This window comes from Oceanivirga miroungae (assembly GCF_902505095.1).
Lineage (GTDB): Bacteria > Fusobacteriota > Fusobacteriia > Fusobacteriales > Leptotrichiaceae > Oceanivirga > Oceanivirga miroungae.
In genome coordinates, this window is sequence record NZ_CABWIB010000001.1 from 1249219 (window position 1) to 1275552 (window position 26334).

28 protein-coding genes and 1 pseudogene are annotated in these 26334 nt (G+C 26.0%); 11 read left to right on the forward strand and 18 right to left on the reverse strand.

Annotated elements, in window-relative coordinates:
* Nucleotides 1-2: 2 nt before the first annotated feature.
* The 9 genes from OMES3154_RS05875 to OMES3154_RS05910 all read right to left on the reverse strand — a co-directional run bounded on the left by OMES3154_RS05875 (nt 3) and on the right by OMES3154_RS05910 (nt 7331).
* Complete coding sequence (locus tag OMES3154_RS05875; RefSeq protein ID WP_156683856.1) at nt 3-1448, reverse strand: class I SAM-dependent methyltransferase; 1446 nt, start codon at nt 1446-1448, stop codon at nt 3-5.
* 3 nt (nt 1449-1451) lie between these two features.
* A complete protein-coding gene (locus OMES3154_RS05880; RefSeq protein ID WP_156683857.1) occupies nt 1452-1727 on the reverse strand; it encodes a helix-turn-helix domain-containing protein in 276 nt (91 codons plus the stop codon).
* Between the two features lie 283 nt (nt 1728-2010).
* A complete protein-coding gene (locus OMES3154_RS06485; protein WP_197271527.1) occupies nt 2011-2187 on the reverse strand; it encodes a YbaK/EbsC family protein in 177 nt (58 codons plus the stop codon).
* Nucleotides 2174-2386, reverse strand: a complete 213-nt coding sequence (locus tag OMES3154_RS06490) for a YbaK/EbsC family protein (protein WP_197271528.1) — start codon at nt 2384-2386, stop codon at nt 2174-2176. The genes OMES3154_RS06485 and OMES3154_RS06490 overlap by 14 nt, the downstream gene beginning before the upstream one ends.
* 71 nt (nt 2387-2457) lie before the next feature.
* The gene (locus tag OMES3154_RS05890; protein WP_156683858.1) at nt 2458-3477 is read right to left on the reverse strand and encodes an Abi family protein; all 1020 of its coding nucleotides are present in this window, start codon (nt 3475-3477) and stop codon (nt 2458-2460) included.
* Between the two features lie 261 nt (nt 3478-3738).
* Entirely contained in the window at nt 3739-4215 is a 477-nt protein-coding gene (locus tag OMES3154_RS05895) for a YbaK/EbsC family protein (protein WP_156683859.1), read from the reverse strand.
* Between the two features lie 8 nt (nt 4216-4223).
* Nucleotides 4224-4814 carry an ABC transporter ATP-binding protein gene (locus OMES3154_RS05900; protein ID WP_156683860.1) on the reverse strand — a complete coding sequence of 197 codons (591 nt, stop codon included), beginning with the start codon at nt 4812-4814 and terminating at the stop codon, nt 4224-4226.
* Nucleotides 4804-6327, reverse strand: coding sequence for an ABC transporter permease (locus OMES3154_RS05905; RefSeq protein ID WP_156683861.1), 1524 nt, complete (start codon nt 6325-6327; stop codon nt 4804-4806). The genes OMES3154_RS05900 and OMES3154_RS05905 overlap by 11 nt, the downstream gene beginning before the upstream one ends.
* Nucleotides 6318-7331 carry an extracellular solute-binding protein gene (locus tag OMES3154_RS05910; RefSeq protein WP_156683862.1) on the reverse strand — a complete coding sequence of 338 codons (1014 nt, stop codon included), beginning with the start codon at nt 7329-7331 and terminating at the stop codon, nt 6318-6320. Before OMES3154_RS05910 ends, OMES3154_RS05905 begins: the two co-directional genes overlap by 10 nt.
* A 157-nt stretch (nt 7332-7488) precedes the next feature.
* Here OMES3154_RS05910 and OMES3154_RS05915 point away from each other — a divergent pair, with 157 nt between their 5' ends.
* Entirely contained in the window at nt 7489-9147 is a 1659-nt protein-coding gene (locus tag OMES3154_RS05915; RefSeq protein WP_156683863.1) for an AAA family ATPase, read from the forward strand.
* A 209-nt stretch (nt 9148-9356) separates the two neighbouring features.
* Here OMES3154_RS05915 and OMES3154_RS05920 read toward each other — a convergent pair whose 3' ends face one another.
* Complete coding sequence (locus OMES3154_RS05920; RefSeq protein WP_156682836.1) at nt 9357-11084, reverse strand: IS1634 family transposase; 1728 nt, start codon at nt 11082-11084, stop codon at nt 9357-9359.
* 141 nt (nt 11085-11225) lie between these two features.
* Here OMES3154_RS05920 and OMES3154_RS05925 point away from each other — a divergent pair, with 141 nt between their 5' ends.
* Nucleotides 11226-11429, forward strand: coding sequence for a hypothetical protein (locus OMES3154_RS05925; protein ID WP_156683864.1), 204 nt, complete (start codon nt 11226-11228; stop codon nt 11427-11429).
* A gap of 151 nt (nt 11430-11580) precedes the next feature.
* Here OMES3154_RS05925 and istB (OMES3154_RS05930) read toward each other — a convergent pair whose 3' ends face one another.
* From istB (OMES3154_RS05930) to OMES3154_RS05940, 3 genes are read right to left on the reverse strand one after another with little or no spacing between them, the layout of a single operon-like run.
* Nucleotides 11581-12342, reverse strand: coding sequence for an IS21-like element helper ATPase IstB (gene istB, locus OMES3154_RS05930; RefSeq protein ID WP_269432402.1), 762 nt, complete (start codon nt 12340-12342; stop codon nt 11581-11583).
* Nucleotides 12330-13334 carry a DDE-type integrase/transposase/recombinase gene (locus OMES3154_RS05935; protein WP_156683865.1) on the reverse strand — a complete coding sequence of 335 codons (1005 nt, stop codon included), beginning with the start codon at nt 13332-13334 and terminating at the stop codon, nt 12330-12332. Before OMES3154_RS05935 ends, istB (OMES3154_RS05930) begins: the two co-directional genes overlap by 13 nt.
* A gap of 47 nt (nt 13335-13381) precedes the next feature.
* A complete protein-coding gene (locus OMES3154_RS05940; RefSeq protein WP_156683866.1) occupies nt 13382-13555 on the reverse strand; it encodes a hypothetical protein in 174 nt (57 codons plus the stop codon).
* A gap of 310 nt (nt 13556-13865) precedes the next feature.
* Here OMES3154_RS05940 and OMES3154_RS05945 point away from each other — a divergent pair, with 310 nt between their 5' ends.
* The 9 genes and pseudogenes from OMES3154_RS05945 to OMES3154_RS05985 all read left to right on the forward strand — a co-directional run bounded on the left by OMES3154_RS05945 (nt 13866) and on the right by OMES3154_RS05985 (nt 21993).
* Entirely contained in the window at nt 13866-14045 is a 180-nt protein-coding gene (locus OMES3154_RS05945) for a transposon-encoded TnpW family protein (protein WP_006001240.1), read from the forward strand.
* A gap of 28 nt (nt 14046-14073) precedes the next feature.
* Nucleotides 14074-14409: pseudogene (locus OMES3154_RS05950) on the forward strand (DNA topoisomerase); the annotation flags it as partial.
* A gap of 83 nt (nt 14410-14492) precedes the next feature.
* The gene (locus OMES3154_RS05955; RefSeq protein WP_156683867.1) at nt 14493-15296 is read left to right on the forward strand and encodes a KilA-N domain-containing protein; all 804 of its coding nucleotides are present in this window, start codon (nt 14493-14495) and stop codon (nt 15294-15296) included.
* Between the two features lie 97 nt (nt 15297-15393).
* A complete protein-coding gene (istA, locus tag OMES3154_RS05960; RefSeq protein WP_156683045.1) occupies nt 15394-16665 on the forward strand; it encodes an IS21 family transposase in 1272 nt (423 codons plus the stop codon).
* Nucleotides 16652-17413, forward strand: coding sequence for an IS21-like element helper ATPase IstB (gene istB / locus OMES3154_RS05965; protein WP_156683868.1), 762 nt, complete (start codon nt 16652-16654; stop codon nt 17411-17413). The genes istA and istB (OMES3154_RS05965) overlap by 14 nt, the downstream gene beginning before the upstream one ends.
* A 155-nt stretch (nt 17414-17568) precedes the next feature.
* On the forward strand, nt 17569-18573 hold the full coding sequence (locus OMES3154_RS05970) for a 2,3-butanediol dehydrogenase (protein ID WP_407938970.1): 1005 nt from the start codon (nt 17569-17571) through the stop codon (nt 18571-18573).
* Nucleotides 18574-18718: 145 nt separating this feature from the next.
* Nucleotides 18719-20689, forward strand: a complete 1971-nt coding sequence (locus OMES3154_RS05975) for an elongation factor G (protein ID WP_156683870.1) — start codon at nt 18719-18721, stop codon at nt 20687-20689.
* Nucleotides 20690-20776: 87 nt separating this feature from the next.
* Nucleotides 20777-21718 carry a DHH family phosphoesterase gene (locus tag OMES3154_RS05980; RefSeq protein WP_156683871.1) on the forward strand — a complete coding sequence of 314 codons (942 nt, stop codon included), beginning with the start codon at nt 20777-20779 and terminating at the stop codon, nt 21716-21718.
* Nucleotides 21715-21993 carry a hypothetical protein gene (locus OMES3154_RS05985; protein ID WP_156683872.1) on the forward strand — a complete coding sequence of 93 codons (279 nt, stop codon included), beginning with the start codon at nt 21715-21717 and terminating at the stop codon, nt 21991-21993. The genes OMES3154_RS05980 and OMES3154_RS05985 overlap by 4 nt, the downstream gene beginning before the upstream one ends.
* Nucleotides 21994-22013: 20 nt before the next feature.
* Here the strand turns inward: OMES3154_RS05985 and OMES3154_RS05990 are convergent, their stop codons facing one another.
* From OMES3154_RS05990 to phnC, 5 genes are read right to left on the reverse strand one after another with little or no spacing between them, the layout of a single operon-like run.
* On the reverse strand, nt 22014-22463 hold the full coding sequence (locus tag OMES3154_RS05990; protein ID WP_156683873.1) for a thioredoxin family protein: 450 nt from the start codon (nt 22461-22463) through the stop codon (nt 22014-22016).
* Between the two features lies 1 nt (nt 22464).
* A complete protein-coding gene (locus OMES3154_RS05995; protein ID WP_156683874.1) occupies nt 22465-23913 on the reverse strand; it encodes a bifunctional metallophosphatase/5'-nucleotidase in 1449 nt (482 codons plus the stop codon).
* Between the two features lies 1 nt (nt 23914).
* Nucleotides 23915-24730 (reverse strand): phosphonate ABC transporter, permease protein PhnE, encoded by an 816-nt coding sequence (gene phnE / locus OMES3154_RS06000; protein WP_156683875.1) that lies wholly within the window; start codon nt 24728-24730, stop codon nt 23915-23917.
* A gap of 9 nt (nt 24731-24739) precedes the next feature.
* Complete coding sequence (gene phnE / locus OMES3154_RS06005) at nt 24740-25561, reverse strand: phosphonate ABC transporter, permease protein PhnE (RefSeq protein WP_156683876.1); 822 nt, start codon at nt 25559-25561, stop codon at nt 24740-24742.
* Entirely contained in the window at nt 25561-26313 is a 753-nt protein-coding gene (gene phnC, locus OMES3154_RS06010; protein ID WP_156683877.1) for a phosphonate ABC transporter ATP-binding protein, read from the reverse strand. Before phnC ends, phnE (OMES3154_RS06005) begins: the two co-directional genes overlap by 1 nt.
* Nucleotides 26314-26334: the final 21 nt, after the last annotated feature.

The window sequence follows — 26334 nt, forward strand, 5'->3', positions numbered from 1 at the left end:
ATCTAATCATCTACCTTTTCACAGAAGTTATTACATATTAAAAATGTTCTTACATTATTTATATATTCTAATATTGCTTTCTCTTTATTTTCTGCATTTACTTCTATTTCTTTATCTATTTCCATTTTTAGTATTTCTTCATATATATCTTCTTTTTTGTTTATTCCATCAAACATTAGCATTACCTTGTACTCAAACTTATTCTCTGTTTTAATTGAATGTCCATCAAAGGTTGCAAACATAATAATTGGATTTTCTTCTTCTAAGAAGTATTCTATATATTTTCTGTATACCGGCTTTAATCTTATTTTCTTATCATTGAAAACGTTCACATCTATTTTTTCTGTATATATCATAGAATCGTCATTATATATACTAAGTAGTAATTCTCTATAAACACTATCTTCTTTTCCTAATTCACTTGTACTTAATGTATTTGGAAAATTTTTAATAAGCTTATCGTATGTATCAAACTTTTTGTTTTCACTATCTCTCATTCTAAAATGTAATTCATCTAAATCAACTTTTCTTACATTATTTGATATATTCATATTCTGTATATTTTCACTATGAGTTATTAAACTTATTCTAAATTGTCTATTAAAGTAATAGTCATAGTATTGTTCTTTTATTATTCTATCTCCATTTGCTTCATTTTCTATATTTTCTTGTAACTTAGCATCACTAATTAATGGAAATGATTTAGAATAATTCATATCACTTACATGTGATAACCCATTAGCTTCTAGTTTTTTAGAAAAATCTACTAAATACATTGGTTCATTAAATATTTCAAAGTATTCATGATATAGATAGTAATCATCTTTATTCATTATATCATCTACTCTACTAGCTACTTCTTTTAAGTATGGTGCAGATTTAACAAATTCCATAGCACCTTTTCCATAAGGTAGTTTTTGCATTCCATCTACATCAAGATAACTTGTTCTAAAGTTCATAATATCTTTAATAACTTCAATACTCTTCCATCCTGGATATGTGTTATATGATATTACTGCTGAACCATTTTTATTAAGATGTTTTTTAATAACTTTTAATATTGCATCTTGTACATTTTTAGGTACCCAAGAGTAAACTCCATGGCATATTATATAGTCAAACATACCTAAGTTCTCATCAAAATTAGTTATGTCCATTTCAATTAGTTCTAAGTTTTTTACTCCTAATCTATCTACTAACTCTTTTCCTTTTTTTATTTGTTCTCCTGATAAATCAATACCTACACAGTAAGAATTTTTATTAGCCATTGCAAAAGTTAGTATGTTTCCTCCATAAGAACACCCTATTTCTAATACTCTTGCATTTTCTAGTTTTTTTGTATCAAATCCAAATAATTTCATATTTAATTTTTGTGCATACGGTAATGTTTGATAAAAAGCTTTTGATAAATATCCAACGCTATCATATGAACTCTTAATATCTTCCATATTCTATTTTCCCTCTAATCCAGTTTCAAATATCTCGATGACTCTTAATCCATCATTAGTTATTATGTATTTTGATTTTTTATCTTTATAGTTTTGTATAAAGTTATTTTCTTTTAATTCTTTTATCATTTTATTTACCTTAACTTTTGAAAATGACAAAATATCTGCCATTTCTTGTTGTGATAAAGCTGCATACTCATCCTGCTTAACCTTTATTTGCGAATCATATAGCAACTTTAACAGGTCATATAGATCATTTTTAAATAATTTTAATATCATTTTACACGCTCCTTCTCTAGTGTACTATATTATACCTAATTCAAGTCAAAAAATCAAACAAAAGTGCACCAAGTTGAATTTTTTTATCTTTGATTTATTTATATTTTAGTAATCACCCCCCCCCCGACCTAATTTTAGCCTTGATTTTAAATACTTAGAACTCTTAAGACTTTTTTATTTTGGTATAAAAAAGTATACTGTTTTATAAACTGTTTCATAATATGAATAATTAGTATAAAATACATTTGTAATTTAAAAGGGACGAATTACTCGTCCCCTTTTATTACAAGTCTATATATTCTATATCATGATTATATTTTTTTAAAAATTTTTCAAAATCAGAATACTTAATATTTAGTGTTTTTGTATTTATAAATGGATGCATTCCAATAGTTGTTGTTTTATCAACTGCTATATCTACTATAACTTTAAATACATTGTTAGTATCATACCCCTGCAATACATTTTAAATTCTCTTCAATTACATTAGAACTTGCAAAAGATAATCTTTTTTCATCATGTAATATTACAAAATAGTGATTATTTGTTTTTTTAGCTTTTAAGACTATATTTTTAACTTGTTGTCCTTCTAGCGTAAATAAAAATTCCTTTACTGAAGAAATTGGTTCGTGTTCTAACACCTTATACTCAATTTCCATACTTTTATGTTTTTTTCTCCCATTTTAACTTATATGTTATAGTTAAACAACTAAACATACATCTCATTTCTTTATTTTTGATGATAAATAAAATTTAACTCTATACATTTTAACTTATTAATAAAATCCTTCGGTAAATTATACATGTCCAAATATTTTTCTAAAACCTTTTCATTTTCATATTCAAATAATATTAATATATCATTTATAAATGATTTTATTAATATTTCATCATCTAAAAGAACTAATATTTGAATTATGCAATCATAAAGTCCAGATATACTACTACATCTATTTAAAAAAGTGTCTACAATTTTATTTTTGTAACTTATTCCTTTATATTGATTTAAATCTATTTCCACATTATATACTTTTAAATTATGAGCAATCTTGTTTCTAAATATTCTAATTATTGTAAGAGCATTTTTAAATGATTTTATTTTTTCACTTTCTATATTGTTTTTATTTTTATTTTTTCTATTTCCTAGGAATATAGAATTATCTAGCAGTCTGTAATTAGATATAACATCTAGTTTAATATTCTTATTATGATCCATAAACCAATCAATCGTATTTTTAAAGTGTACTTGTTTAAATAATACCCATGCAGGTATGTGATTATGATTTTCTCTATAATATTTTGTTGGATTATCTTTTGTAGTATTTATAACTGTTAATAGTATATTTAATGTCTTATTATGAAAATTCAATTTTCTTTTATCTATATCTAATCTTCTTTCAAATAACGTTTTATCAAAAAGATATAAATTTTGACTTACATAATTTACATCTATTCTACTCACTGCATATGCAAATCTATGCTTAAAAGTATCCTCTACGTATGTACTATACTTAAATATAATATTCAAAAAACTTTTATCTAATAAATGAATTTTTACTAAATCTGTTAATGTTGTTTGCCCATCATATTTTTCATTTTTCATAAAATAGTCTTTATATCCATTTATAATATTATAGTATGAAAATATACTTAAATATTTAATATCTTTTTTTTCTACTATTAAATTGTATTTACTACTTAATCTTTTTAATTGATCATCAAAAGTTAAAAATGGTTTATCAAACTTCATATTATTAAATCTCCTTTTATAAAACGAAAGGACTAGCAGTTACTAGTCCAGTTCGTAGCCTTTATCCTAAAATCAAGTTCTAGGCTCTTTATCTTCGATACGGCTGTTAAATCTCATATGTGTATACATTATACATAAGATTCACAGGCTCTGTCAAGGAGCTATTGTAATTTGTACTTTTTTTGTACATTGAAATAAAAAAGAACATGCACATGACCTTTCACTTTTATATTAACAAAAACAGCAACAGCCCTACTTTTATTACAAGTCTATATATTCTATATCATGATTATATTTTTTTAAAAATTTTTCAAAATCAGAATACTTAATATTTAGTGTTTTTGTATTTATAAATGGATGCATTCCAATAGTTGTTGTTTTATCAACTGCTTTATCTACTATAACTTTAAATATATTGTTAGTATCATACATAAGCCCAAACGCTGTAATAGCTCCTGCAATACATTTTAAATTCTCTTCAATTACATTAGAACTTGCAAAAGATAATCTTTTTTCACCTAATTTTTCTGCTAAATCAGATAAGTTTATACTTTTTTCATCATGTAATATTACAAAATAGTGATTATTTGTTTTTTTAGCTTTTAAGACTATATTTTTAACTTGTTGTCCTTCTAGCGTAAATAAAAATTCCTTTACTGAAGAAATTGGTTCGTGTTCTAACACCTTATACTCAATTTCCATACTTTTTAAAATTTCATAAATGTTTTTTTCTTCCATATTAACTCCTAAATACTTATTATTTTATCAGCTATTTTTTCATCCTCTTTATTATGACTTACAATTATTGTTGTTATTTCTAACTTTTTTAAAAGATTCATTAAATCTTCTCTTAACCTATTTTGCATATTATTGTCAATAGAACTAAAAGGCTCGTCTAATAAAAGAATTTTGGGATTAGTAGCAAGTGATCTTACTAATGCTACTCTTTGTTTTTGTCCACCTGATAGTTCATTTGGATATGCTTTTTTATACTCTAACATTCCAATTAATTCTAACCAGTAATTAACATCTTTAATCTTAAGACCATATAAAATGTTTTTTTCTACTGTCATATGAGGAAACAGTGAATAATCTTGAAATAAATAGGCCACTTCTTTTTTTTCTATTTTCTCTTTCGTTATATCTTTCCCATCTAGTATAACAGAACCTTTTTTCATATCTAGTATACCACTTATTAGTTTTAATATTGTAGTTTTTCCTATTCCAGATTCACCCTTTATTAGTATTATACCACCTTTTTCTAAACTAAAAGAAAAATTATCTAAAATCTTTTTATTTCCATACGAAAAAGTAACATTATTAAACTCAAAGTACATTTTTTTCCTCCAAATAGTTTTTTATTATTGTGAATACAAAGCAAAATAGGATAATAATTAAACTTGGTATTGCAACATACGAAATATTTTCATCTGCTGAATATTTATCAATTCTAATAGCTAATGTTTCTATTCTACCGTTTATAGCAGCTATTGGTAACTCTTTTGCTATTTCAATAAAAAGCAGTATAAAGCTTGATATTATAGAAGGCAAAAGCATAGGTATATCTATTAAAAATACTGTTTTTAACTTTGATTTTGCTAGTAATAGTGATGAATAATAATAGTTTTTACCAATCTTTGATATATTAGAGCTAATATTCGAGTAAGAAATTACTGAAAACCTAAAAATATATGCAAGTATTAAAGAAGCTCCTAGATTAGTTATATATAGATACTTAGTACTAATTAAGTTATCTAGGGATATAAATAGATTTAATATACTTATAGATACAATAATTCCTGGAATCGCATAGGAAATATAGAAAAGTGTAAAGTATTTTTTTTCATTTAATCTATTTATTTCCAAGACAAATATCGTAAATATTATTATACAAAAACTTGCTACTACAGATATTAAAAAGGTATTTTTACTAAGTTTAAATAAAACTTCATAATCAACTAATTTGTATGTATAAAAAGCCCATCTTAAAAGATATATTAGCGGAAATAAAAAGCTTATTAAAAATATTATTAAAGTAATAATACTAACTAAAATTTCTTCTAATTTACTTATTTTTTTCACTTCATACTCTATCTTACTGTATTCTAGTACATACTTTCTATCTTGTTTTAATATTTTAAATATATATCGTATTAGGATTATGAGGAATAAAACAAGTATAGATGATATAAAGTAAGCACCTGTTAAATCATATGATGTCTTATAAAGCTTATATATCCCTGTACTAAATACTTGTATTCCAAAGAAACTAACTAGACCATATGAGTTTATTGTTTCAATAAATACTAATAATATTGCTAGAATTAAAGATTTTTTTAATAATGGCAAAACTATTTTAAAAAAAGTTTCAAGTCTAGATTTTCCCAGTATATATGATGATAATATAATACTAGCTGGTATTTTTTTTAAATATGATCTAGCAAATATATACACATAAGGATAAAAAGAAATTCCTAGTAAAATTCCTACTACATATATATTTGTAATATCATACGATATATTAAAATGATAATATAGAAATGATGAAAAAAAGTCATAATATATATATCCTAATATGTAACTAGGTATACAAAAAGCTAATATATTTATCTGTTTAAATAACTTACTTAACTTTAACTTGTACATAACTTCATAATATGCTAGAAAGGTCCCTATAATAAGGCTTACAATCATTGCTATTATTACTAATAATAAGGTATTTAATATATACTCTGACATATTATTTTTTAATATATACCAAGATATATCTTTTAAACTCTTAGTTGAGCTTATAAATATATATAGTAAAGGGCTTAAAAATAAGCCCTGTAATAATAAGTTTATTTCCAATTAGCATCCCCTGCTATTCTTGTTGCATTTTCAAGATTTTCTCCTATTTTATCAAAAGGAATATCTGATGCTATAAAGTCTCCCCATGATCTTACTACTTCATTAGGCAATACATTTTTATTTGCTGGATACTCAAAGTTTTTATCAGCTAATATATGTTGAGCCTTTTCGCTAACTAAGAATTTAACAAATTTTAATGCGTTTTCTTTATTTTTAGAATTTTTAACAATCCCTGCTCCACTTATATTTATATGTGCTCCTCCATCTTTTTGATTAGGGAAGAATATCTTTAGTTTATGTGCTGCTTCTACTTTTATAGGGTCAGTATCAGTTAACATTTTACCCATATAATAAGTATTCATTATAGCTATATCAGCTTTTTTTTGCATTACATAAGCTGCTTGTGCTCTATCGTTACCTTTTGGATCACGAGAAAAGTTTTTAACTAAGCCTTTTGCCCATTCTAAAGTATTATCATACCCATTCTTAGCTACTAAAAATGCTATTAAATTTTGATTATATGCACTTTGTGATGATCTTGTAACTATTCTTTTTTCCCATTTTGGATTTACTAAATCTTCATAAGTAGAAAGTTCGTCTTTACTTACTTTTTCTGGGTTATATACCATTACACGTGCTCTATATGTTAGTGATACCCATTTATTATCGCTATCTCTTAAGTTACTTGGTATATTTTCTAATATAGCTTTATCAGTAATTCTATCTAGTATACCTGCTTTTTTTGCTTGATATAAATCTCCTATACCTACCGTTAGTAAAACGTCAGCATCTGTTTTTGTATCTTCTTTTTTTATTCTTTCAATAAGTGGCATAGCATTTTTATTATTTACTTCTACTACTTCTATACCTGTTTCTTTTTTAAATTCATCAAATAAAACCTTGTCTACATCAGCATAGTGTCTTGATGAATAAACTGTTACTTTCTCACCTGCAAAAACTACAAGTGATGATAATAGTGATAATGTCATTAAAAATTTCTTCATTTTTCTCTCCTCTAATTTATTTTGAATATAAAACTATTTTACAGTAAAAGTATTTGTTTTGCAACATAAATAAAAAAATAACAATACTTCTTGTAATAAAATACAAGTCAAAAATATATTTTTATGGTATAATAATTCTAAAAGGGGAGGTAATATTATGGGTATAAACTTTAAAACAAGTTTTAGTATAGAAAAAGTAAAAAAGAATACTTTCTACATAGACAAAACTATGATAATAGATAAGTTAATAGATGAAGATGGCGATAGTAAAACTGAAACTCTACTAGTGTGTAGACCAAGACGATTTGGGAAAACTCTAGCACTAGAAACAATTAAATATTTCTTTGACCCTAATACTAAAGACGCATCAATAGAATTTTTTAAAGATAAAAAAATAGCAAAAACAGAAAAATTTAAATACCTAGGTAGAAGACCTGTAATACATATGAGCTTTGCTAATGATGTATCTGGGAGTTTAGAAACTTTTTATACTAAAATTTATGATAAAATTTATAAACTTTTAAGAGTAGAAAAAATTAGCGCTAAAGATAATTTGTTAATTGAAGATTTAGATGAAATAATTAATAATCCTAAAGATATATCTACACTTGAAAATTCTTTATCAATTTTAATAGAAGCAGTTTATAAAAATACAGGAATAAAACCAATATTATTAATAGATGAATATGATAGTTATGTAATAGATATGCTAGATAATCCTGATTTAGATAAGGTACTAAACTTTTATAGAGCTTTTTTTGGAAAGGCATTAAAGAATAATCCTAACTTACATTTTGCTGTCTTAGTAGGCGTTACCGAACTAACTAAAAATTCTGTATTCTCTGCACTTAATAATGTTAAGATATCTAATATATTAGATTCTGAAGAATTAGGATTTAAAGATTTATTTGGATTTACAGAAGAAGAATTAGATCCATATTTAGAAAAATTGGATTTAATGAGTGAAAAACAAAGATTAAAAGAATTTTATGATGGGTATAATATAGGGAATACAGAGCTATATAACCCAGCTTCAATTACAAGTGCTTTAGAAATACTAAGTGTAAATAAGAAGGGGCATTTAACTAATTATTGGGTATCAACAGGATCAAATAAGATAATTGAACAAATTTTTAAAAACTACTATGTTAGTGATGAGTTAATTCTAGAATTAAATGAACTAATAGCAGGAAATAGTGTAGAAGTAGGTATAGATAAGGAATTTAATATTAAAAATCTAAAAAGTAAAGATGCCTTTTATACTTTCTTACTATATGCAGGTTATTTAACAGTTGATAAGATAATAAATAACGAGATTGTAAGAGTAAGAATACCAAATTCAGAAGTTAAATCTGCCTTAGTAAGTGCTTCTAGAAAATTATTTGATAAACCAGAATACAAGGAATTAAAAGAGTTAAAAGAAGCAGTAGTAGACTTTGATTTAGAAAATATATCAACTACTTTATCTAGCTTATTAAAAAAGGTATATTCGTATGATATTAAAACAAATGAAAATGCGTATAGAACAGCAATAGCATCAGCAATTACCTTAACTGGAGTATATGAAGTAAAATCAAATATTAATGCAGGACTAGGAAGATCTGATCTTGTATTGATACCAAGATATTATGATAAAGATCCAAAGATAATAGAAATGAAAATAGCAAAAAATGCAGAAGAAAGAGATAAAAAACATAAAGAAGCACAAGAGCAAATAAAAGACAGAAAATACCAAGATTACTTTGATAAAGAGGTAAGTCTATATAGTTTAGTTTGTTGTAACTATGATGTTAGTATTAAAAGTTTGGACGAGTAATTCGTCCCCTTTTTATATATCCTGCTTTTTTTCTATACCCTTTATTTTTTCTTGCAACATAATTTTTATGTGGTATACAATAGTAAGAACAATTATTGTAAACTTGAGTTTAGCAGTTTAAATTAAAATAAATAAAGCCTAGCCCTTTAAAAATAAGGGGTCTAGGCATTTTTTCTTTTGTGTAAAAGTCTGGACAATATCAAAATATTTTAAATTTTTTTAATATTTCCTATTAAGCTTCTTAAATCATTTCCATCGTATAATGTGTTATTTATTTTTAAGTTTAATGCTAATTGTATTTCAGCTATGACATTAGTTATTTTACTTATTTGGTAATAATTATTATTTCTTAGTTTATGTAGTTTAAAGTCTAATAAATTTTCTTGTATTTTTTCTATTGAGTATTTTCTTTTCAATAATAATTGTATTATTCTTAAAAATGACAATGCTAGAAAGCCAATTAAAAAATGTCCTTCTATTCTACAATCTTTTTTTAAATAAATATTATCAATATCTAAGTCTGTTTTTAAATGTCTGAATGATTCTTCTATTAAATACTGTTGTCTGTAGTTTTCTATTATTTCATCATCTTTTGTATTTAATTTATTTGTGATTAATAATGAATAACCTGAAGTAGTTTCGTACTTATCTAGTTTTTTCTCATCTAATTTTGCTTTTGCTTCTTTAGTGTCAGTTTTAACAAGTCCTGATGCAATGTTTTTGAATAAGTCTTTAAGTTTTTTTGGCTCTTTTATATACTTTTCAGCATTTTCTAATTCTTCCATTCTAATATGTTTTGAACGTTCATCATATTTCTTTGAGTACATAAATATATATTTTTGAGTTATAGATACTTTTGTGTTTTCTCCTTTAGTGTTTTTAACTGTTAAAGTTATATCTAATGGAATACTGAAGTAGCATCCTTTTAGATTTTCATTTGCTTTCATTATTTTTTCAATTTCAGGTTTAACAATTTTTTCAAATGTAGAATAAACATCTTTATTTACACGAAGAAGACTTTCTTTAAAGATGTAATTATTTTTGCTAAGTAATATCTTAACAATATTATCATTTGATACAAGTCCAGCATCAGCTACAATAGTAGTCTTTTTAATATTGAATTTTTTCTTTTGATCATCTAAAAACTCAACTAAAGTAGAAACATCATTTCTATTTCCACTAAAAAGCTTGTAATTAATAGGTAGACCCTTAGAATCAGTTAAAAGAGCCATTTGTATTGTAGGAAGACCATTCTTAACTTTACTATATCCTGGATTTATCAGTACAGTAGTATCATCTGTATATACAAAGTAATTAGTTAAATCATAATGAGTGCATGATAAATCATAGGGTATTAGTTTTTTTATATTTTTGTTTAAGTTTACAATTAATTCATCTTTATTTTTATTTAATAATTCTAACCCTCTATAAATATCATCTTTAGTTAAACTAAAAACGTCAGCAAGTTTATCTTGATGATTAAAATCAGATAATTTTGAAGAAGGATAAAGTATTCTACAAATTATTGATAGTTGAAGTAGTTTAGTAAGATTAATTTTACTTCTTTGACCTGCAGATATTTTTTTTGATAACTTATCAAATCCAAGTTGGTGATAAATACTTTGAATAATTAAACTACCTATATTTTTTTCTAACTTTTCATCAACTAAAGATAATGAGGATAAATCAGTAAGATTTATTTCTTCGTCAATAAAATCTAAAGATAAGACATTTTTCTTTTTATTAGTGAGTTTTTGAGTTCTATCCTTTTCAAATTCTTCTTTGTAGTATGCTATAGGATCAGCGTGTATTTTTTTTAGTTCTTCAAGTGTACCTAAAAGTTCTCTAACTTTTTTATATTTATTTTTCCCAACTCTAACATTTTCAGTTTTATATAGATAAGTAGCATAAGGTAATTTCCTAATATCAAGATACATGTTCAACACCTCTTTTTTATTTACATTATATCATATTTATTAAATATTGTCTATACTCTTTTTGAAAAAACTTGACAAAAAAAAGCTAATATTTTCATAGCTTACATATCATTTTATGATTTTTAAACTGCTAAACTCCCGTTGATACCAAGATATTATGATAAAGATCCAAAGATAATAGAAATGAAAATAGCAAAAAATGCAGAAGAAAGAGATAAAAAACATAAAGAAGCACAAGAGCAAATAAAAGACAGAAAATACCAAGATTACTTTGATAAAGAGGTAAGTCTATATAGTTTAGTTTGTTGTAACTATGATGTTAGTATTAAAAGTTTGGACGAGTAATTCGTCCCCTTTTTATATATCCTGCTTTTTTTCTATACCCTATATTTTTTCTTGCAACATAATTTTTATGTGGTATACAATAGTAAGAACAATTATTGTAAATGTCAATATAAAAATGAAATGTTTTTAACATTTTTGGCAATATAAAATGTTAATCTTTTACAACGTGATTTTTTAATCTATAAGAGTTTCCTGATATACTTACTACATGAGCATGATGTAGTATTCTATCCAATATTGCACTTGCTAACATTTCGTCTCTAAATATCTCATTCCATTTTGAAAAATGTATATTTGTTGTTATTATTGTGCTTTTTTCTTCATATCTCATATCTATTAATTGGAAAAGCAATTTACTATCTTCTTTATCTATCGGTAAATATCCTACTTCATCTATTATTAATAGTTTATATCTACTATAATTTTTTAATTTCTTTTCCAAAACATTTTCTAACTTAGCTTTCTTTAAATTTTGTATTAAATCATTACATTTGATAAAATATGTTTTTATTCCTTTTTCTGCAGCACTAATACCTATTGATACCGATAAATGAGTTTTACCAACACCACTGTTACCGTAAAAAACAATATTTTCTTTATTTTCAATAAATGCAAGTGATTCAAATTCTAAAAGTTTATTTTTATTTAAATCAGGCTGAAAGTTAAAATCAAAATCAGTTAATCTTTTTTTATGAGGGAAAGCTCCTATTTTAACCATTGTGTCTTTTCTTTTTAAATTAGAGAATTCTATTTGTAAATTTGTTAATTCAAGCATTGAATCAACTATAGATACTTTATTTTCAATTATTTTATCTTGCACAGTTTTAAAGTTTGTTATCATACTATTTAATTTGAGTACTTCAAAATTATTCATAAGTTTTTGATAATTAGTCATATTTATCATTCCTTCCATTTGTTGTTAAACGTATTGTCTTTTATTATTTGTTGATTAAATATATTCAAGTTATTTTTTGCCATTTCCTTTAATTTAGAATCATTTAAAGGTAAATTTGTAGCTTTAGATAAGGCATTTTGATAAAATTCTTGTGAATAATTAAAAATTTTATCAGAAATCAAATGACTTACAAATTTATTTGTGCTATACTTAATTATCAGGTAATTTCCGAATATGGAAACATTACATTTTTTATTAATGTAATTGTTATCAACTGAGTAATTATTGTTTTCGTATTTAATCATACCTGACTTATCAATTATACGCTCAAAATTTTGAGGTAAATATGATTTAAGAAGTTCTTCGTTTAAAGCAGGAAGGGCTTCTTTTTCTTTATTTAAATTTAAAGTTGGCACTTTTTGATAATTAGAATGAAATTTGTAATTTTCTCTAGTTTCTATTTTTTCTATTTGTTTTACTAAAGAATCAAAATCTAAATCACCACTATATGCATAAAGATCATCAAGAACTTTCATTTGCGACTCAACCTTTCCTTTGGTTTGTGGTCTTCTAGCAACGCAAGGTTTAATTTCAAAGCCCATATCTTTAGCAAAAGCACTTAGTTTTGGATTAACTTTACCTTCATTTTTAGAAGTTCTAGCTTCAATCATAATAGCTTTAGCATTATCAAATAGAATTTCTTTAGGTACACAACCTGCTTTTTCAAACATCATAGCAAGGGCTTGTATAACTGATTCAGTAGTTAAATCTGGCATTAGAACGTATAACCTAAATCTTGAGTAAGAGAATAAAAGACATGCAATATATACGCTCATCTCTTTACCATCTATCATTTTAATTTTAACGGATTCTTTGAAATCAAATTGTGCTTGTTGTCCAGGTTCTGTTTCGAACCTAACAACAGCTCTTGAGGAGTATTTATTATTACCGTGTTTAGATATTTTAAAAAGGTCTAAAACATCTTTATTATTATTAACCCAATATTTCATAGTACTTTCTTTAAATGAAGTTTCACATATATTATTTACTACTTCAGTTAATATTCTAATAATTTTACAATTTCACTTTTATATTTATCTATCATAGATGGCTTGCTTCTAGTTTCTTTTAATGGTATATTTTTAATTCTTTTATTTAAAGTATTATAGGATATTTTCAAGTCTCTACAAAGTTTAGCTTTATTTATTTTTACATTATTTATATTAATCACCTCACCTAATTTTATTATTATCTATTTTAATCTCAGTATATACAGTTTTATTAAATTTTCCTTTATACATATTACCTTAACTACTTATTAGTTTATTAAAGTAATATTATACAATATATTTCATTTTTATATTAACAAAATGTTATTAAAACCTTTCACTTTTATATTAACAAAAACATCAAAGTATATCCAAGATAAAAATTAAGCCTTAAAACTCAATTTATCCCTTAAACAAACAAAAACATTTAGAGCGATTAGAAAAGTAAAAATCTAATCGCTTTTTTTTATTGCAGGGAAAGGAGCAATGTAGATGACAGATGAAAAAAGCAAAGCTGAAAATACATTCCATAAAAAGATTGGAAAAACAAATTATAAAGTTACAGTACATTTCAGCGAAACCAGTAATGAAACAATCACAGATAAAATAAACAGGCTCATTCAGAAAGAATGTGAAGATATGAGTTATAAAAAAGATAAAGAAATTTCTTAAATACCCTTGACAAAATGTATCAGAAGATACTCTTTTAAAGGCTATGGAGCTTGCAGGAAATGATGCACTTGAAAAAGGTGTAGAAGTTGAGCGAAAAGGACTTGGAACACCTGCAACAAGAGCAGGGATTATTGAAAATCTTATATACAAAGGCTTTATCGAAAGAGATAAGAAAAACCTGATTGCAACACCGAAAGGAAAAAGTCTGATTGAGATTGTTGCAGATACTTTTAAATCAGCGGAAATGACAGCACAGTGGGAAATGCAGCTATCGGAGATTGCACAGGGGAAAATATCAAAAAAAGAATTTTTAGAGGCAATAGAAAGCGAGATAAATAAGGCAGTTGCAACATATAGCAAGTAAAGCGTGATTTAGTTTGGAGTAGAAAAAAAGCTGAAAAAATGATATAATATGTTAAATTGATTTAATGATTGAGAGGTGAGTTTGTGTCAAAAATAAATGTTGAAGGATCAGAAATTAGCATTATTGCCATAGATAATAAAGATTATATTTCTTTAACGGATATGGTCAGAAATATTGAAAACGGCTCAGCTTTAATAGAGAAATGGCTTAGAAATAAAAACACGATAGAGTTTTTAGGTATCTGGGAGGAGATGTATAATCCCGATTTTAATTCCCCCGAATTCGAGGGAATTAAAAATGAAGCAGGTTTTAATCGTTTTATTTTGTCTGTAAAGCAGTGGGTAGAAAAAACAGGCTCTATTGGTATTGTCGCAAGAGCCGGAAGATATGGCGGAACTTATGCCCACAAAGATATTGCCTTTGAGTTTGCTTCTTGGGTATCACCCTATTTTAAGCTATATTTAATAAAGGAATTTGAACGCTTAAAGGAAGAAGAACAAAAGAAGCTCGGTTGGGATATTAAAAGAAATTTGGCGAAAATCAATTATCGAATTCATACGGATGCCATAAAAAATAATCTTGTTCCGGAAAAACTGCCAAAAGAAAGAATTAACTTTATTTATGCAAGTGAAGCTGATATATTGAATGTAGCTTTGTTTGGAATGACAGCAAAAGAGTGGAGAGAGAAGAATCCGGATTTAAAAGGTAATCTCAGGGATTATGCGGATATATCGCAGTTGGTTTGTCTTTCTAATCTTGAAAATCTGAATGCAGTTTTTATAAATGAGGGAATGAAACAATCTGAAAGGTTGGAAAAATTAAATTCAATTGCTATTGAACAAATGAAGATATTATCTGAAGGCGAAACAGTAAAAAAGTTGAAGTAGAATAAAATATAAATGATAAAATAAGAATACCCAATAATGATAATTTAAGATTCCCCAGTTAGAATAAATTTGATATATTATTCATGAGGTGATATGCATGAATGAAATATATATAAATTCTAACTTAATTAATACACTAGATGATTTAAGAGCTTTATCTAGTATATATTTAAAAGGAGGATTGAAAAATTTGAATATTAGTAAGATAGCAAGAAAGCTAGGACATGATAGAAAAACAATTAGAAAAGCTTTAAAAGGGAACATTCCTAAGACTACAAGAAAAAGAAATAAATATGTTGATTCTTATCGAGATAGAATAATTAAATTATTACAAGATGATAAAAGAAAATTTGAATATTATCAACATATATATAACTACATGGTAAGAGAATATAGCATAGAATGTACTTATGCCACTCTTAAAAACTACATCATTAATGATGAGGAATTAAATAAACTTTTTAATAAAAGAAATAATACAAATAGTTTTACTGAAAGGTTTGAGACAGAAGCAGGTCAACAGGCACAATTTGATTTAAAAGAAAGAATGAAATTAATCGATACAAATGGAAATGAAATGATTGTAAACGTAGCTACCTTAACTTTAGGGTTTAGTAGATACAATGTTAGAAAGATAGTACTAGATACTTCTTATGAGACTGTTATTAATTTCTTAGCTGAAGCATTTGAAGAATTAGAAGGAGTACCTAGTGAATTAGTTATAGATAATATAAAATGCTTAGTTGATAAACCTAGAACTAAAAATAAAGAAGCATTAATAAATCCTAAATTTGAGGAATTTGCTAAAAATTATGGATTTAAAGTAAAACCGTGTATGCCATATAGGCCACAAACAAAAGGTAAAACTGAAACACAAAACAAAGTACCATCACAACTTTACAATTACAATACTGAATATATTGATATTTGCAGTGTTAATGATAAATTAGAAATAATAAATAAAGAGGATAATGAAAAGATTTCTCAAGCAACACATTTGCCACCAGTATTTCTTTTAAAAAGGGAAAAAGAAAAATTACAAAAATTACCAAGTCAAGAAATTAGAAAAGGATATTACATTAAATTAAAAGAAGTTATTGTTAGTAACGAGTCATTAGTATCCTATCTTAACTGTAAATATTCTGTCCCTAAAGAATATATTGGTAAATTAGTAGGAAGAACTATTAAAAACAACAAACTTCTAATTTATTATAACAAAAAAATAATAACATTGCACGAAATTTCAAAAAAAGTATTAAATATTAAAGATTCACACGATTTAAAATATGATAAAAATTTATCACCTAAAACAGAAGACAATAGTATAATTATTGAAGAAATGGAGAATATTAAATATGATAACGATTAATGATGTTTTAGAAAAATTAAAATACTTAAAATTAAATTCAGCATACAACCATTTAAAAGAATTAAATCTAGCAAGCGAAATAAGCCAAGAAGAGCTTAATGGGATAAATAAGGTGATAAGTAATGAAGTTGAAGCTAAAGAGCAAAATAATAGGTTATACAACGTGAAAGTAGCAGCATTTCCTTTTGTAAAAACAATAGAGGATTATGACTTTAGATTTCAGCCCTCAATAAAGGAAGAAAATATAAAGAATATAATTAATTCTGGATTCTATGAAGAAGCTAGCAATATACTCTTCATAGGCAATCCAGGAACAGGGAAAACACATTTATCTATAGCTATAGGGTATGAGGTAGCAATTAAAAGAAATAGTGTATATTTCATTAAATTTAATAAATTAATTAATCTATTACTAAAAGCATATCAAGAAGGATTATTAGAAAAGAAAATAAGGCACTATTTTAAATATAAATTACTAATAATAGATGAGATTGGTTTTAACGAAATATCACCATTAGAAGCAAAATTATTCTTTCAATTAATAGATTTAAGATATGAAAAAAGATCAACTATTATTACAAGTAATATTAGTTTTGAAAAATGGGCAGAAATATTAGGGAAAGACGAAATGATAACTAAAGCAATATTAGATAGATTATTGCACCATTCATATTTATTTAATATTACAGGACCATCATATAGAATAAAAGATAAATTGAAAATTAAACATAAAAGTGAGGAATCTTAAATTTTAAAAAGTGGGGAATTTTAAATTGACATTTATATAAAACTCAAGATGATGGTATTAAGAGGTGATTAGAGTAAAATCTAACCACCTTTTATATTAACAAAAACAGATACTATGGGAATAAAGATATTCGTATAGAAGAAATTGAAGAACAAATATTAGAAAAGGGTACTGTTCGTATTGAAATCGCATTTTGTGGAATTTGCGGAACTGATTTACACGAATATTTAGATGGTCCTATTTTTTGTCCTAAACCAGGTCATCCACATCCAGTATCAAAAGAGGATTCACCTATCACATTAGGCCATGAAATGTCTGGGGTAGTAAGTGAAGTTGGAGAAGGAGTAACAAGTTTAAAAGTCGGAGATCATGTAGTTGTAGAACCATATATACTAGCTGATGATGTTGATACAAGTGAAAGTTCAAACTCATACCATCTTACACCTGGTGTAAACTTTATAGGGTTAGCCGGAAGAGGTGGAGGTCTTTCTGAAAATATAGTTGTTAAAGAAAGATGGGTTCACAAAATACCAGATAGCATACCTTTAGATGAAGCTGCATTATTAGAACCATTATCAGTTGGTGTCCATGGTGTAGATATATCTGGTGTTAAAGAAGGAGAATATGCAATAGTAGGGGGAGCTGGTCCTATTGGAATACTTATTGCTGCTGTCTTAAAATCAAGAGGCGTAAATGTTATAGTAACTGAATTAAGTCCCATAAGAAGAAAATACGGAATAGATGCAGGGGTTGTTGACTATGCATTAAATCCAGCTGAAGTAGATATTGTTGAGGAAGTAATGAAAATAACGAATGGTAAGGGAGCAGATGTAGCTTTTGAGTGTACTTCTGTTGATGTTGTATTAGACACTTTATTAAAAGCCTTAAAACCTCGTGGAAAAGCAGTCATATTATCAATATGGGGACATAATCCTGCGGTTGATATGAATTTAGTTGTATTAAAAGAAATAGAAATACTAGGGTCATTAGCTTATGTAAACACACATAAGAAAACTATTGAACTTTTAGCTAGTGGAAAAGTTAATGTAGCACCATTTATTACCGCAAGAATAAAACTAGATAATCTATTAGAAGAAGGATTTAATACCTTAATCAATAAAAAAGAAACAGCTATAAAAATACTTGTTTCACCAAAATAAAAATTAAAATAAAAAAAATAGACTGTATATAATTGTTAGAAATCTAGCCTATAATAAAATTTAGGTTAGATTTTTATATATATATTAAATTTCATTTTGACTAAGTTGATTTTCAAGATAAAATATATTAATGGAGGCGATATTTATGAGAGTATACGATATTAAAAGTATAAGAAATGTAGCTATTATGGGAGATAGTGGATCAGGAAAGAGTAATTTTATAGAAGGGCTATCTTTTATAGCTGGACAAATAAAAGAACCAGTAAGAGTTGAAAAAGAATATAAGATGAGTAATTCCCTATTTTTAAATGCAGTTGAATATCAAAATATGAAATATAACCTACTAGATATTCCTGGGTATATAGACTTTGTTGGTGAATTAGAATCTGGTTTATCTGCAGCTGCTAGTGCAATTTTAGTTGTTGATGCTACAAGTGATTTAACAATAAGTACAATTTCTAATATGGAAGCACTTGATGAGAAAAAACTACCTCGTTTTATCTTTATTAATAAAGTAGATGATGAAAAGGCAGACTATTTTAAAATTATTCGTAGTTTAAAAGAAAATTTTGGTAAAAGAATTGCGCCATTTCACATTCCTTGGGGAGTTGCAAAAGATTTTAAAGGACATATAAATGTTGTTGATATGTATGCTAGAGTTTTTGATGGAACTAAATGTAATGATCATAAAATGCCAGATGATATTGATGTATCTGAAATTAGAGAAATGTTAAAAGAAGCAGTTGCTGAAACTAGTGAAGAATTACTTGAAAAATACTTTGAAGGTATAGAATTCACAACAGAAGAACTTCACCACGGTCTTAGAAAAGGTGTATTAAATGGTAGTTTAATTCCTGTTATTTGTGGATCAAGCTTAAAAAATATAGGTTTACATACAACATTTGATATAATGAGAGAATACTTACCTAGCCCTAGAGACAATGTAAAAATACACGCAGAAGATAACAAATTTAAAGCACAAGTATTTAAAACTACATTAGATCCATTCTTAGGAAAATTATCATATATAAAAGTAATATCATCGGAAATAACTCCTGATAATACTGTATATAATATAAACAAAGGAGAAAAAGAAAAGATAAATAAAATATATACTTGGGTACATGACAATTTAGTAGAACTTGATAAAGCAGTTGTTGGTGATATCGTTGTATTAAATAAACTTGAATATACTGAAAACTCTGATACTTTATCTGAAAATAAGGAAGCTAGTGCTATAGAAGATATTAACTTCCCTAAAGAACAAATGTTAGTTGCTATAGAAGTAAGTAATAAAGCTGATGAAGATAAATTAAGTTCAGCTTTACACAAATTAAAATTAGAAGATTCTACATTCTACTGGAGAAGAGTTTTAGAAACTAAACAAACTGTACTAGGTGTACAAGGTGAAATTCACGCAGAAGTATTACTTAATAAGTTAGATAAAAAATATAATGTGAAAGTAAATACAACAGAACTAAAAGTTCCTTATAAAGAAACTATAAAAGGTCGTTCAAATGTACAAGGTAAATACAAAAAACAATCTGGTGGTCATGGACAATATGGAGATGTTAGAATCATTTTTGAACCAAGTGATACTGAATTTGAATTTTATGAAACAATAGTAGGTGGAGCTATACCTAAAACATATATCCCTGCTATTGAAAAAGGTTTAATTGAAGGTATGCAAGAAGGTGTTTTAGCTAAATACCCAATAACAAATATTAAAGCCACTTTATATGACGGTACTTATCATGATGTAGACTCATCTGAAATGTCATTTAAAATAGCAGCAAATATGGCTTTAAAAAAAGGTATGCAAGAAGCTAATCCAATATTATTAGAACCTATCATGGAATTAAAAATAACTACACCTGAAGAATTTATGGGGGATATTTTAAGTGATATAAGTAAAAAAAGAGGTAAAATATTAGGAATAGAAGCCAAAAACAAAAAGCAAGTAATAAGTGCTACTGCACCTATGGCAGAAACATTTAAGTATATAAACGACTTAAAATCAATGACACAAGGTCGTGGTAAATTTGAAATGAATATTTCTAAATATGAAGAAGTTCCTAGCGAAATAACAAAAAAAATAATAGAAGAAAATAATTAGAATTTGCGCTTAATAGCGCATTTTCTTTTTTGAAAAAATAAGTACTTTATGATATAATTTACTTAAAATAAAGCTGGGAGATAAAACATGATTGATAAAATAGTAAAACTAATTAAAGAAAGTCAAAATATTGTCTTATCTGGTCATATAATGCCAGATGGGGACGCAATAGGAGCTAGTTTTTCTTTATACTATATGATAAAAAAATATGATGAAAACAAAAATGTAATGATTTGTTTTAATGATGATTTACCTAAGTATATGGAAAAATTTAATTTAGATATACCTGTTTATAGAAAAATAGATGATAATATAGATATAGATCTTTTAATAGCTGTTGATACAGCTAATATAGAAAGACTTGCTGTTAATGAAGAAGATATAAAAAGAGCTAAAAATAAGGCTATTATAGATCATCATATAAGTAATACTAAGTATTTTGATAACTATATTGTCGAGAACATGTCAAGTGCTAGTGAAATGACTTATAGATTTTTAGATAAATTAGGAGTTAGTTTAGATTATGATATTGCAAGATATATTTATCTTGGAATAGTTAATGACACTGGTAATTTTATGCATCCAAATGTAACATCTACAACATTTTATATAGCTTCAAAGTTACTTGAACAAAATATTAGTGCAATAACAGTTACTCGTTTAGTATATGAAAAATCAAGAAACAAAGCTAAGGTCTTTTCAAAAGCAATAATTGATGGAACATTTAATGAAAAAACAGGACTTTACTATTACTATTTATCAAAAAAACAAATATTAGAAAATAATTTTAGTAGAGATGACCTAGAAGGCGTTGCTGATTACATGTTATCAATAAGTGGTGTTGAAGCATCATTATTCATGTATGAATTAGAAGAGGATACTATTAAAGGTAGCTTTAGATCTAAAGGCAAATATGATGTAAATAACATTGCGCAAAACCTAAATGGTGGAGGTCATAGACTTGCTAGTGGGTTTAAAATTAAAATGAATATAGATAATATTATAAAGAAAGTTGAGAGTTTACTATGAAAAAAATAATAAAGCTTATTATTATAACTATATTTATAGCTTCGTGTAGCGCAACTAATATGAATATTTCAAGAGAAGAAGGTTATAAATTAAATAGAAAATATATTTTTGAAAATTATAAAAAATTTGTTAATGATAGTCAAGTAGGCTTTTACTTTACTAAGTCAACATATGAGTTTTTCTCTCTTATAGGAGATGATATTTATCACCTTGTACTAGATGTTGATGGTAATTTAATAAAAAAAGAATCATATGCTGCATATGATCCCAAATAAGTAGATTTTATCTACTTTTTTTATTTCATTATATTTATTAAACTTTCTACTATCATCTTATTGTATTTACCTATTCTATAGTCATGTACAATTTGCATTCTAGTAAATAAAGATTCTTCTAATTTTAACTTAAATGAAACTGGAAATTCCACAAATTTTGCCTTACCATCTATTACTATAGTTGGTATTCTAGCTTCATCACTATATGATTTTAATAAATCGTAATTATGTTCTCTTGTTACATATTTAATATTAATATTCTCATTTAAACTTTCAAATTTTTGTAGAACTGCAACTAATGCACGACAATCTGGGCAAAATGGTTCAGCAAAAACTAATAAATCTATCTTCTTTATATCTTTTATTTTTTTCTCATCACTATGTTCTATTTCTATTTTGTCCATTATTTTTTCTTGGTATGCGCCAAATTCTCCATTATTAAATGCTAAATATTCTTTATAGTTAGTCATACTAATTCTCCATTCTTTTTAAATACTCAATTATTATATCTGTCATCTCTGTATTTATTTCTTTTACTAATTTTAAATTCTTATACATATCAAATCCTGCTATTCCAGTTGCTCTATAGCTATTCATTACAATTTTTAATATTTCACTGTCATCTAATTTTATAGAATTTAAATAAATATTAGATACTTTTTTATCATTTGATTTTAAATCTATATCAAATGTGATTCCACCAAAAAAATCAAAGTTATACAACTCTAGTTTTGGATTTATAAATCTATCATTTATCTTAAATTCTCCATTTTCAAATACTACAAATTCATAATTATGCTCTATTGCTTTTTTTAAAGTTTTAACATCTATCTCAAACACCTTTAAAGTATTTGAAAACTTATATGTATTTAAAACCTCTCTCATTGTAACATCTTTACTAAATCCTGAAATCTCATTAGCAAATGATACTACAGAAACATCTGCTTTTGATGCATCTAGTTGTATTTGATTTATAAAATCAGCTAAACTAGATCCATTTATGGCCATAGATAATCTATCTTCTGGTAAATAGCTTTTATCTAAAGTTGTAATCTTTTTATCTAACTTTTCTTGAGTTTCACTTTCTAATTTTAACTCTTCTTCCCATTTATCTTCATAAATATCACTTGTAAAATCACAAACTTTAACATTAACATCTTTTGTATCTAAATCTATATCTAATTCCAAATATTTGCTAGCATGTGATCCTGGTTGAACCATAACTGTATTTTTATACTTTACATAAGGAATTAGTCTATGTTGGTGTCCTGTTAAAATTAAGTCTAAATCCATAATATCAGCCATTTTACCAGAAACATTTTCATCTGTTTTTTCTACAGTTTCAAATGTATTTATATCAAACTCCATACCCCCGTGATATATACATATTCTATAATCACAGTCCTTTATATTCTCATACGCTTTTTTTACAGATTCTAATACCTTATTTATTCTATAACCTTCTTTATTTTTTTCTTGTTCCCAGACATTAACCCAGTCTGTAACTGCTCCAACTATTCCTATTTTTTTACCTTCTACTTCTGTAATGTAGTATGGATAAACATTTTTAAGTTCACCTCTTAAATCTTCTAGGTTAGAACAAATAACCTTACCTGAAAAATTATTTACATAATTTTTAAGATAATCATATCCATAATTAAAATCATGGTTTCCCAAAGTTATATAATCATATGACAATTTACTTGCAATTATTCCTGCAGTTTTTGAATCATTATCTAGTTGTCTATAATATGCAAAAGGACTTCCTTGTAAGGTATCTCCTGCATCCATTAATAAAGTATTTTCATCTTTTAGTCTACCATGCTCCATAGCTAAAAGTCCTACTGCTTTTTTTTCTTTATCCATATAATCAGTTGGGAAATAATGTCCATGTGTATCTGATGTAAAATATATTTTCATTTTAATATCCTTTAACTAATCTATTTCTAAGTTTTGTTGAGAAGTACTCAATAAGTAATATTAGTACTATTAGACAAAGTAATATAGATCCTGCTTCATTCCATTTAAATCCATTTATTGAGAATATTAAAGGAGCTCCTATACCACCTGCACCAACTAAACCAAGTATTGTTGCATCTCTTAAATTTATATCAAATCTGTATATAACAGTTGATAAAAATATTGCTGATAATTGTGGAAGTATTCCATGCCAAATTTTTTCAAAAGTATTAAGTCCCATAGCATCTAGTGCTTCTAGTATATCTTTATCTATATCCATTATAGATTCAGAAAATAGCTTACTCATCATTCCAACTGATGTTACAGCCATTGTTAGTGCTCCTGCAAATGGACCTGGACCTACAATTCTAATAAATATTAACCCGTATACTATAGTGGGTATTGTTCTTACCATTACTAAAAATACCCTTATTATATACGCAATAAAACTTGGAACTATATTTAAGGAAGTTAAAAACCCAAAAGGCAGTGCTAGTATTGACCCTACAACTGTACCTACAAAAGCTATTGCCATTGTTTCTAATAATAGATAAGGGATTCCTTCTTTAGTTAAATTTATTAAATCCATATTTGGATTTATAAATCCTTTAAATATACCAGATACTATAGTAATTCCTCTTGAATTAAACCCTGTAGTTCTAAGTCCTGTTGTTGACCAAAATATTAATGCTACAACAATAACAAAATTTATTAACATTTTTATCTTATAGCTAGGTTCATTTTCTAATTTTTTTATTATTTTTTCATCTTTATTCATTTTATCCCCCTAACTAAGTTTCTTTCTAAAATATATACTTAAATTTTCTATTATTAAAACTGTAACAAAAACACAAATTAAAATTGTTCCTAAATTTTCATAAGATCTAAATCCTATATTATGTTTAATTAAAACTCCAACTCCTCCTGCTCCAACATATCCTAAAATTGAAGCATATCTAATATTTCCCTCAAAGTTATATAAAGCTGTTGTTAAAAATGTAGGTAGTATTTGTGGTATTATTGTTTTAATAAATGATACAAAGTTAGTTGCTCCCATAGACTGCAGTGCTTCATATGCTCCCATATCTGCATTTTCAATTTGTTCATATGTAAGTTTTCCTACATAAGAAAAAGAAAATATGAAAATCGCAATAATTCCCGCAACTGATCCTATACCAAATATGAAAGTTGCAATCAACGCATTAATTAATGTTGGTATTGTTCTTAAAATTGAAAATATTAGTTTTATAAAGCTACTTATTATTACATTTCTATTCATATTAGTTGCTGCTAGATATGCAAATGGTAATGATACAAATGCTCCTAAAAATGACCCTAATAAACTCATTTTTATTGTTTCAATTATTGGTCCAATTACAGCTGGAATATATTCTAAATTAGGATTAAATATTCTAGATAATATATCCCATAATTTATCTAATCTGTTAAAAAACATTAACCATTTTAAATCTACTACTCTTATAGCTAAAATCCATAGTACTAATATAATAGGTATAATAACTATAGCTTTTGATTTTTTTTCATATACTTTTTTCCCATTTGCCAATGTATATTCTTTTGGAGGGAAAATTTTATCAAAAATATCCATTATTCCCCCTTATTATATGCATCGCCATATATAAGTTCTAATACTTCACTATTAACTTCACTTGATGGACCATCATATACTACAATTCCATCTTTTATACCTATGCAACGCTCTGCATATTCAAGCCCTAAATCTATTTCATGTATATTTAATAAAATTGCTATATTATTTTCCTTATTTATCTTTTTTAAATATTCCATAACTTGTCTTGAAGTAACTGGGTCTAAACTAGCTGTTGGTTCATCAGCTAATATTATCTTAGGATCTTGTGCTATTGTTCTAGCTAATGCTACTCTTTGTTTTTGTCCTCCACTTAACTGATCAGCTCTACTATATGCTTGCTCTAATATATCAACTTCTTGTAATGCTTCTAGTGCTTTTAGTTTATATTTTTTAGGATACAGCCCTAATGTTGATTGGAATATATTTAAATCTGGTACAAATCCAGCTAATACATTATTTATAACGCTCATTCTATTTACTAAATTAAATTGTTGAAATATCATACCTATATTTCTTCTAAATTTTCTTAATTTTTTTCCTGTTAACTTACTCACATCAACACCTTCAACTAAAAGGCTTCCTGAATTAATATCTATCATTTTATTTATTGTTCTAATTAAAGTTGACTTCCCTGCTCCACTTCTTCCTATAATAGCTACAAATTCTCCCTCTTTTATTTCAAGGTTAATATCCGTTAATGCTTTATATCCATTTTTATATACCTTATCTACTTTTTCAAATTTAATCATTCTTACCCCTTAAAAATGGCT

Bases quoted from the DNA above. Each gene is read 5' to 3' on its own strand.
- OMES3154_RS05935 (WP_156683865.1), bottom strand. From the start codon at position 13,334: ATGAAATATTGGGTTAATAATAATAAAGATGTTTTAGACCTTTTTAAA.
- OMES3154_RS05995 (WP_156683874.1), bottom strand. From the start codon at position 23,913: ATGAAAATATATTTTACATCAGATACACATGGACATTATTTCCCAACT.
- OMES3154_RS06490 (WP_197271528.1), bottom strand. From the start codon at position 2,386: ATGGAAATTGAGTATAAGGTGTTAGAACACGAACCAATTTCTTCAGTA.
- istB (WP_269432402.1), bottom strand. From the start codon at position 12,342: ATGGAAGGAATGATAAATATGACTAATTATCAAAAACTTATGAATAAT.
- istB (WP_156683868.1), top strand. From the start codon at position 16,652: ATGATAACGATTAATGATGTTTTAGAAAAATTAAAATACTTAAAATTA.
- OMES3154_RS05875 (WP_156683856.1), bottom strand. From the start codon at position 1,448: ATGGAAGATATTAAGAGTTCATATGATAGCGTTGGATATTTATCAAAA.
- OMES3154_RS05920 (WP_156682836.1), bottom strand. From the start codon at position 11,084: ATGTATCTTGATATTAGGAAATTACCTTATGCTACTTATCTATATAAA.
- OMES3154_RS05945 (WP_006001240.1), top strand. From the start codon at position 13,866: ATGACAGATGAAAAAAGCAAAGCTGAAAATACATTCCATAAAAAGATT.
- OMES3154_RS05975 (WP_156683870.1), top strand. From the start codon at position 18,719: ATGAGAGTATACGATATTAAAAGTATAAGAAATGTAGCTATTATGGGA.
- OMES3154_RS05910 (WP_156683862.1), bottom strand. From the start codon at position 7,331: ATGAAGAAATTTTTAATGACATTATCACTATTATCATCACTTGTAGTT.
- OMES3154_RS05900 (WP_156683860.1), bottom strand. From the start codon at position 4,814: ATGTACTTTGAGTTTAATAATGTTACTTTTTCGTATGGAAATAAAAAG.
- OMES3154_RS05990 (WP_156683873.1), bottom strand. From the start codon at position 22,463: ATGACTAACTATAAAGAATATTTAGCATTTAATAATGGAGAATTTGGC.
- OMES3154_RS05915 (WP_156683863.1), top strand. From the start codon at position 7,489: ATGGGTATAAACTTTAAAACAAGTTTTAGTATAGAAAAAGTAAAAAAG.
- OMES3154_RS05985 (WP_156683872.1), top strand. From the start codon at position 21,715: ATGAAAAAAATAATAAAGCTTATTATTATAACTATATTTATAGCTTCG.
- phnE (WP_156683875.1), bottom strand. From the start codon at position 24,730: ATGAATAAAGATGAAAAAATAATAAAAAAATTAGAAAATGAACCTAGC.
- OMES3154_RS05895 (WP_156683859.1), bottom strand. From the start codon at position 4,215: ATGGAAGAAAAAAACATTTATGAAATTTTAAAAAGTATGGAAATTGAG.
- OMES3154_RS05980 (WP_156683871.1), top strand. From the start codon at position 20,777: ATGATTGATAAAATAGTAAAACTAATTAAAGAAAGTCAAAATATTGTC.
- phnE (WP_156683876.1), bottom strand. From the start codon at position 25,561: ATGGATATTTTTGATAAAATTTTCCCTCCAAAAGAATATACATTGGCA.
- istA (WP_156683045.1), top strand. From the start codon at position 15,394: ATGAATGAAATATATATAAATTCTAACTTAATTAATACACTAGATGAT.
- OMES3154_RS05880 (WP_156683857.1), bottom strand. From the start codon at position 1,727: ATGATATTAAAATTATTTAAAAATGATCTATATGACCTGTTAAAGTTG.
- phnC (WP_156683877.1), bottom strand. From the start codon at position 26,313: ATGATTAAATTTGAAAAAGTAGATAAGGTATATAAAAATGGATATAAA.
- OMES3154_RS05890 (WP_156683858.1), bottom strand. From the start codon at position 3,477: ATGAAGTTTGATAAACCATTTTTAACTTTTGATGATCAATTAAAAAGA.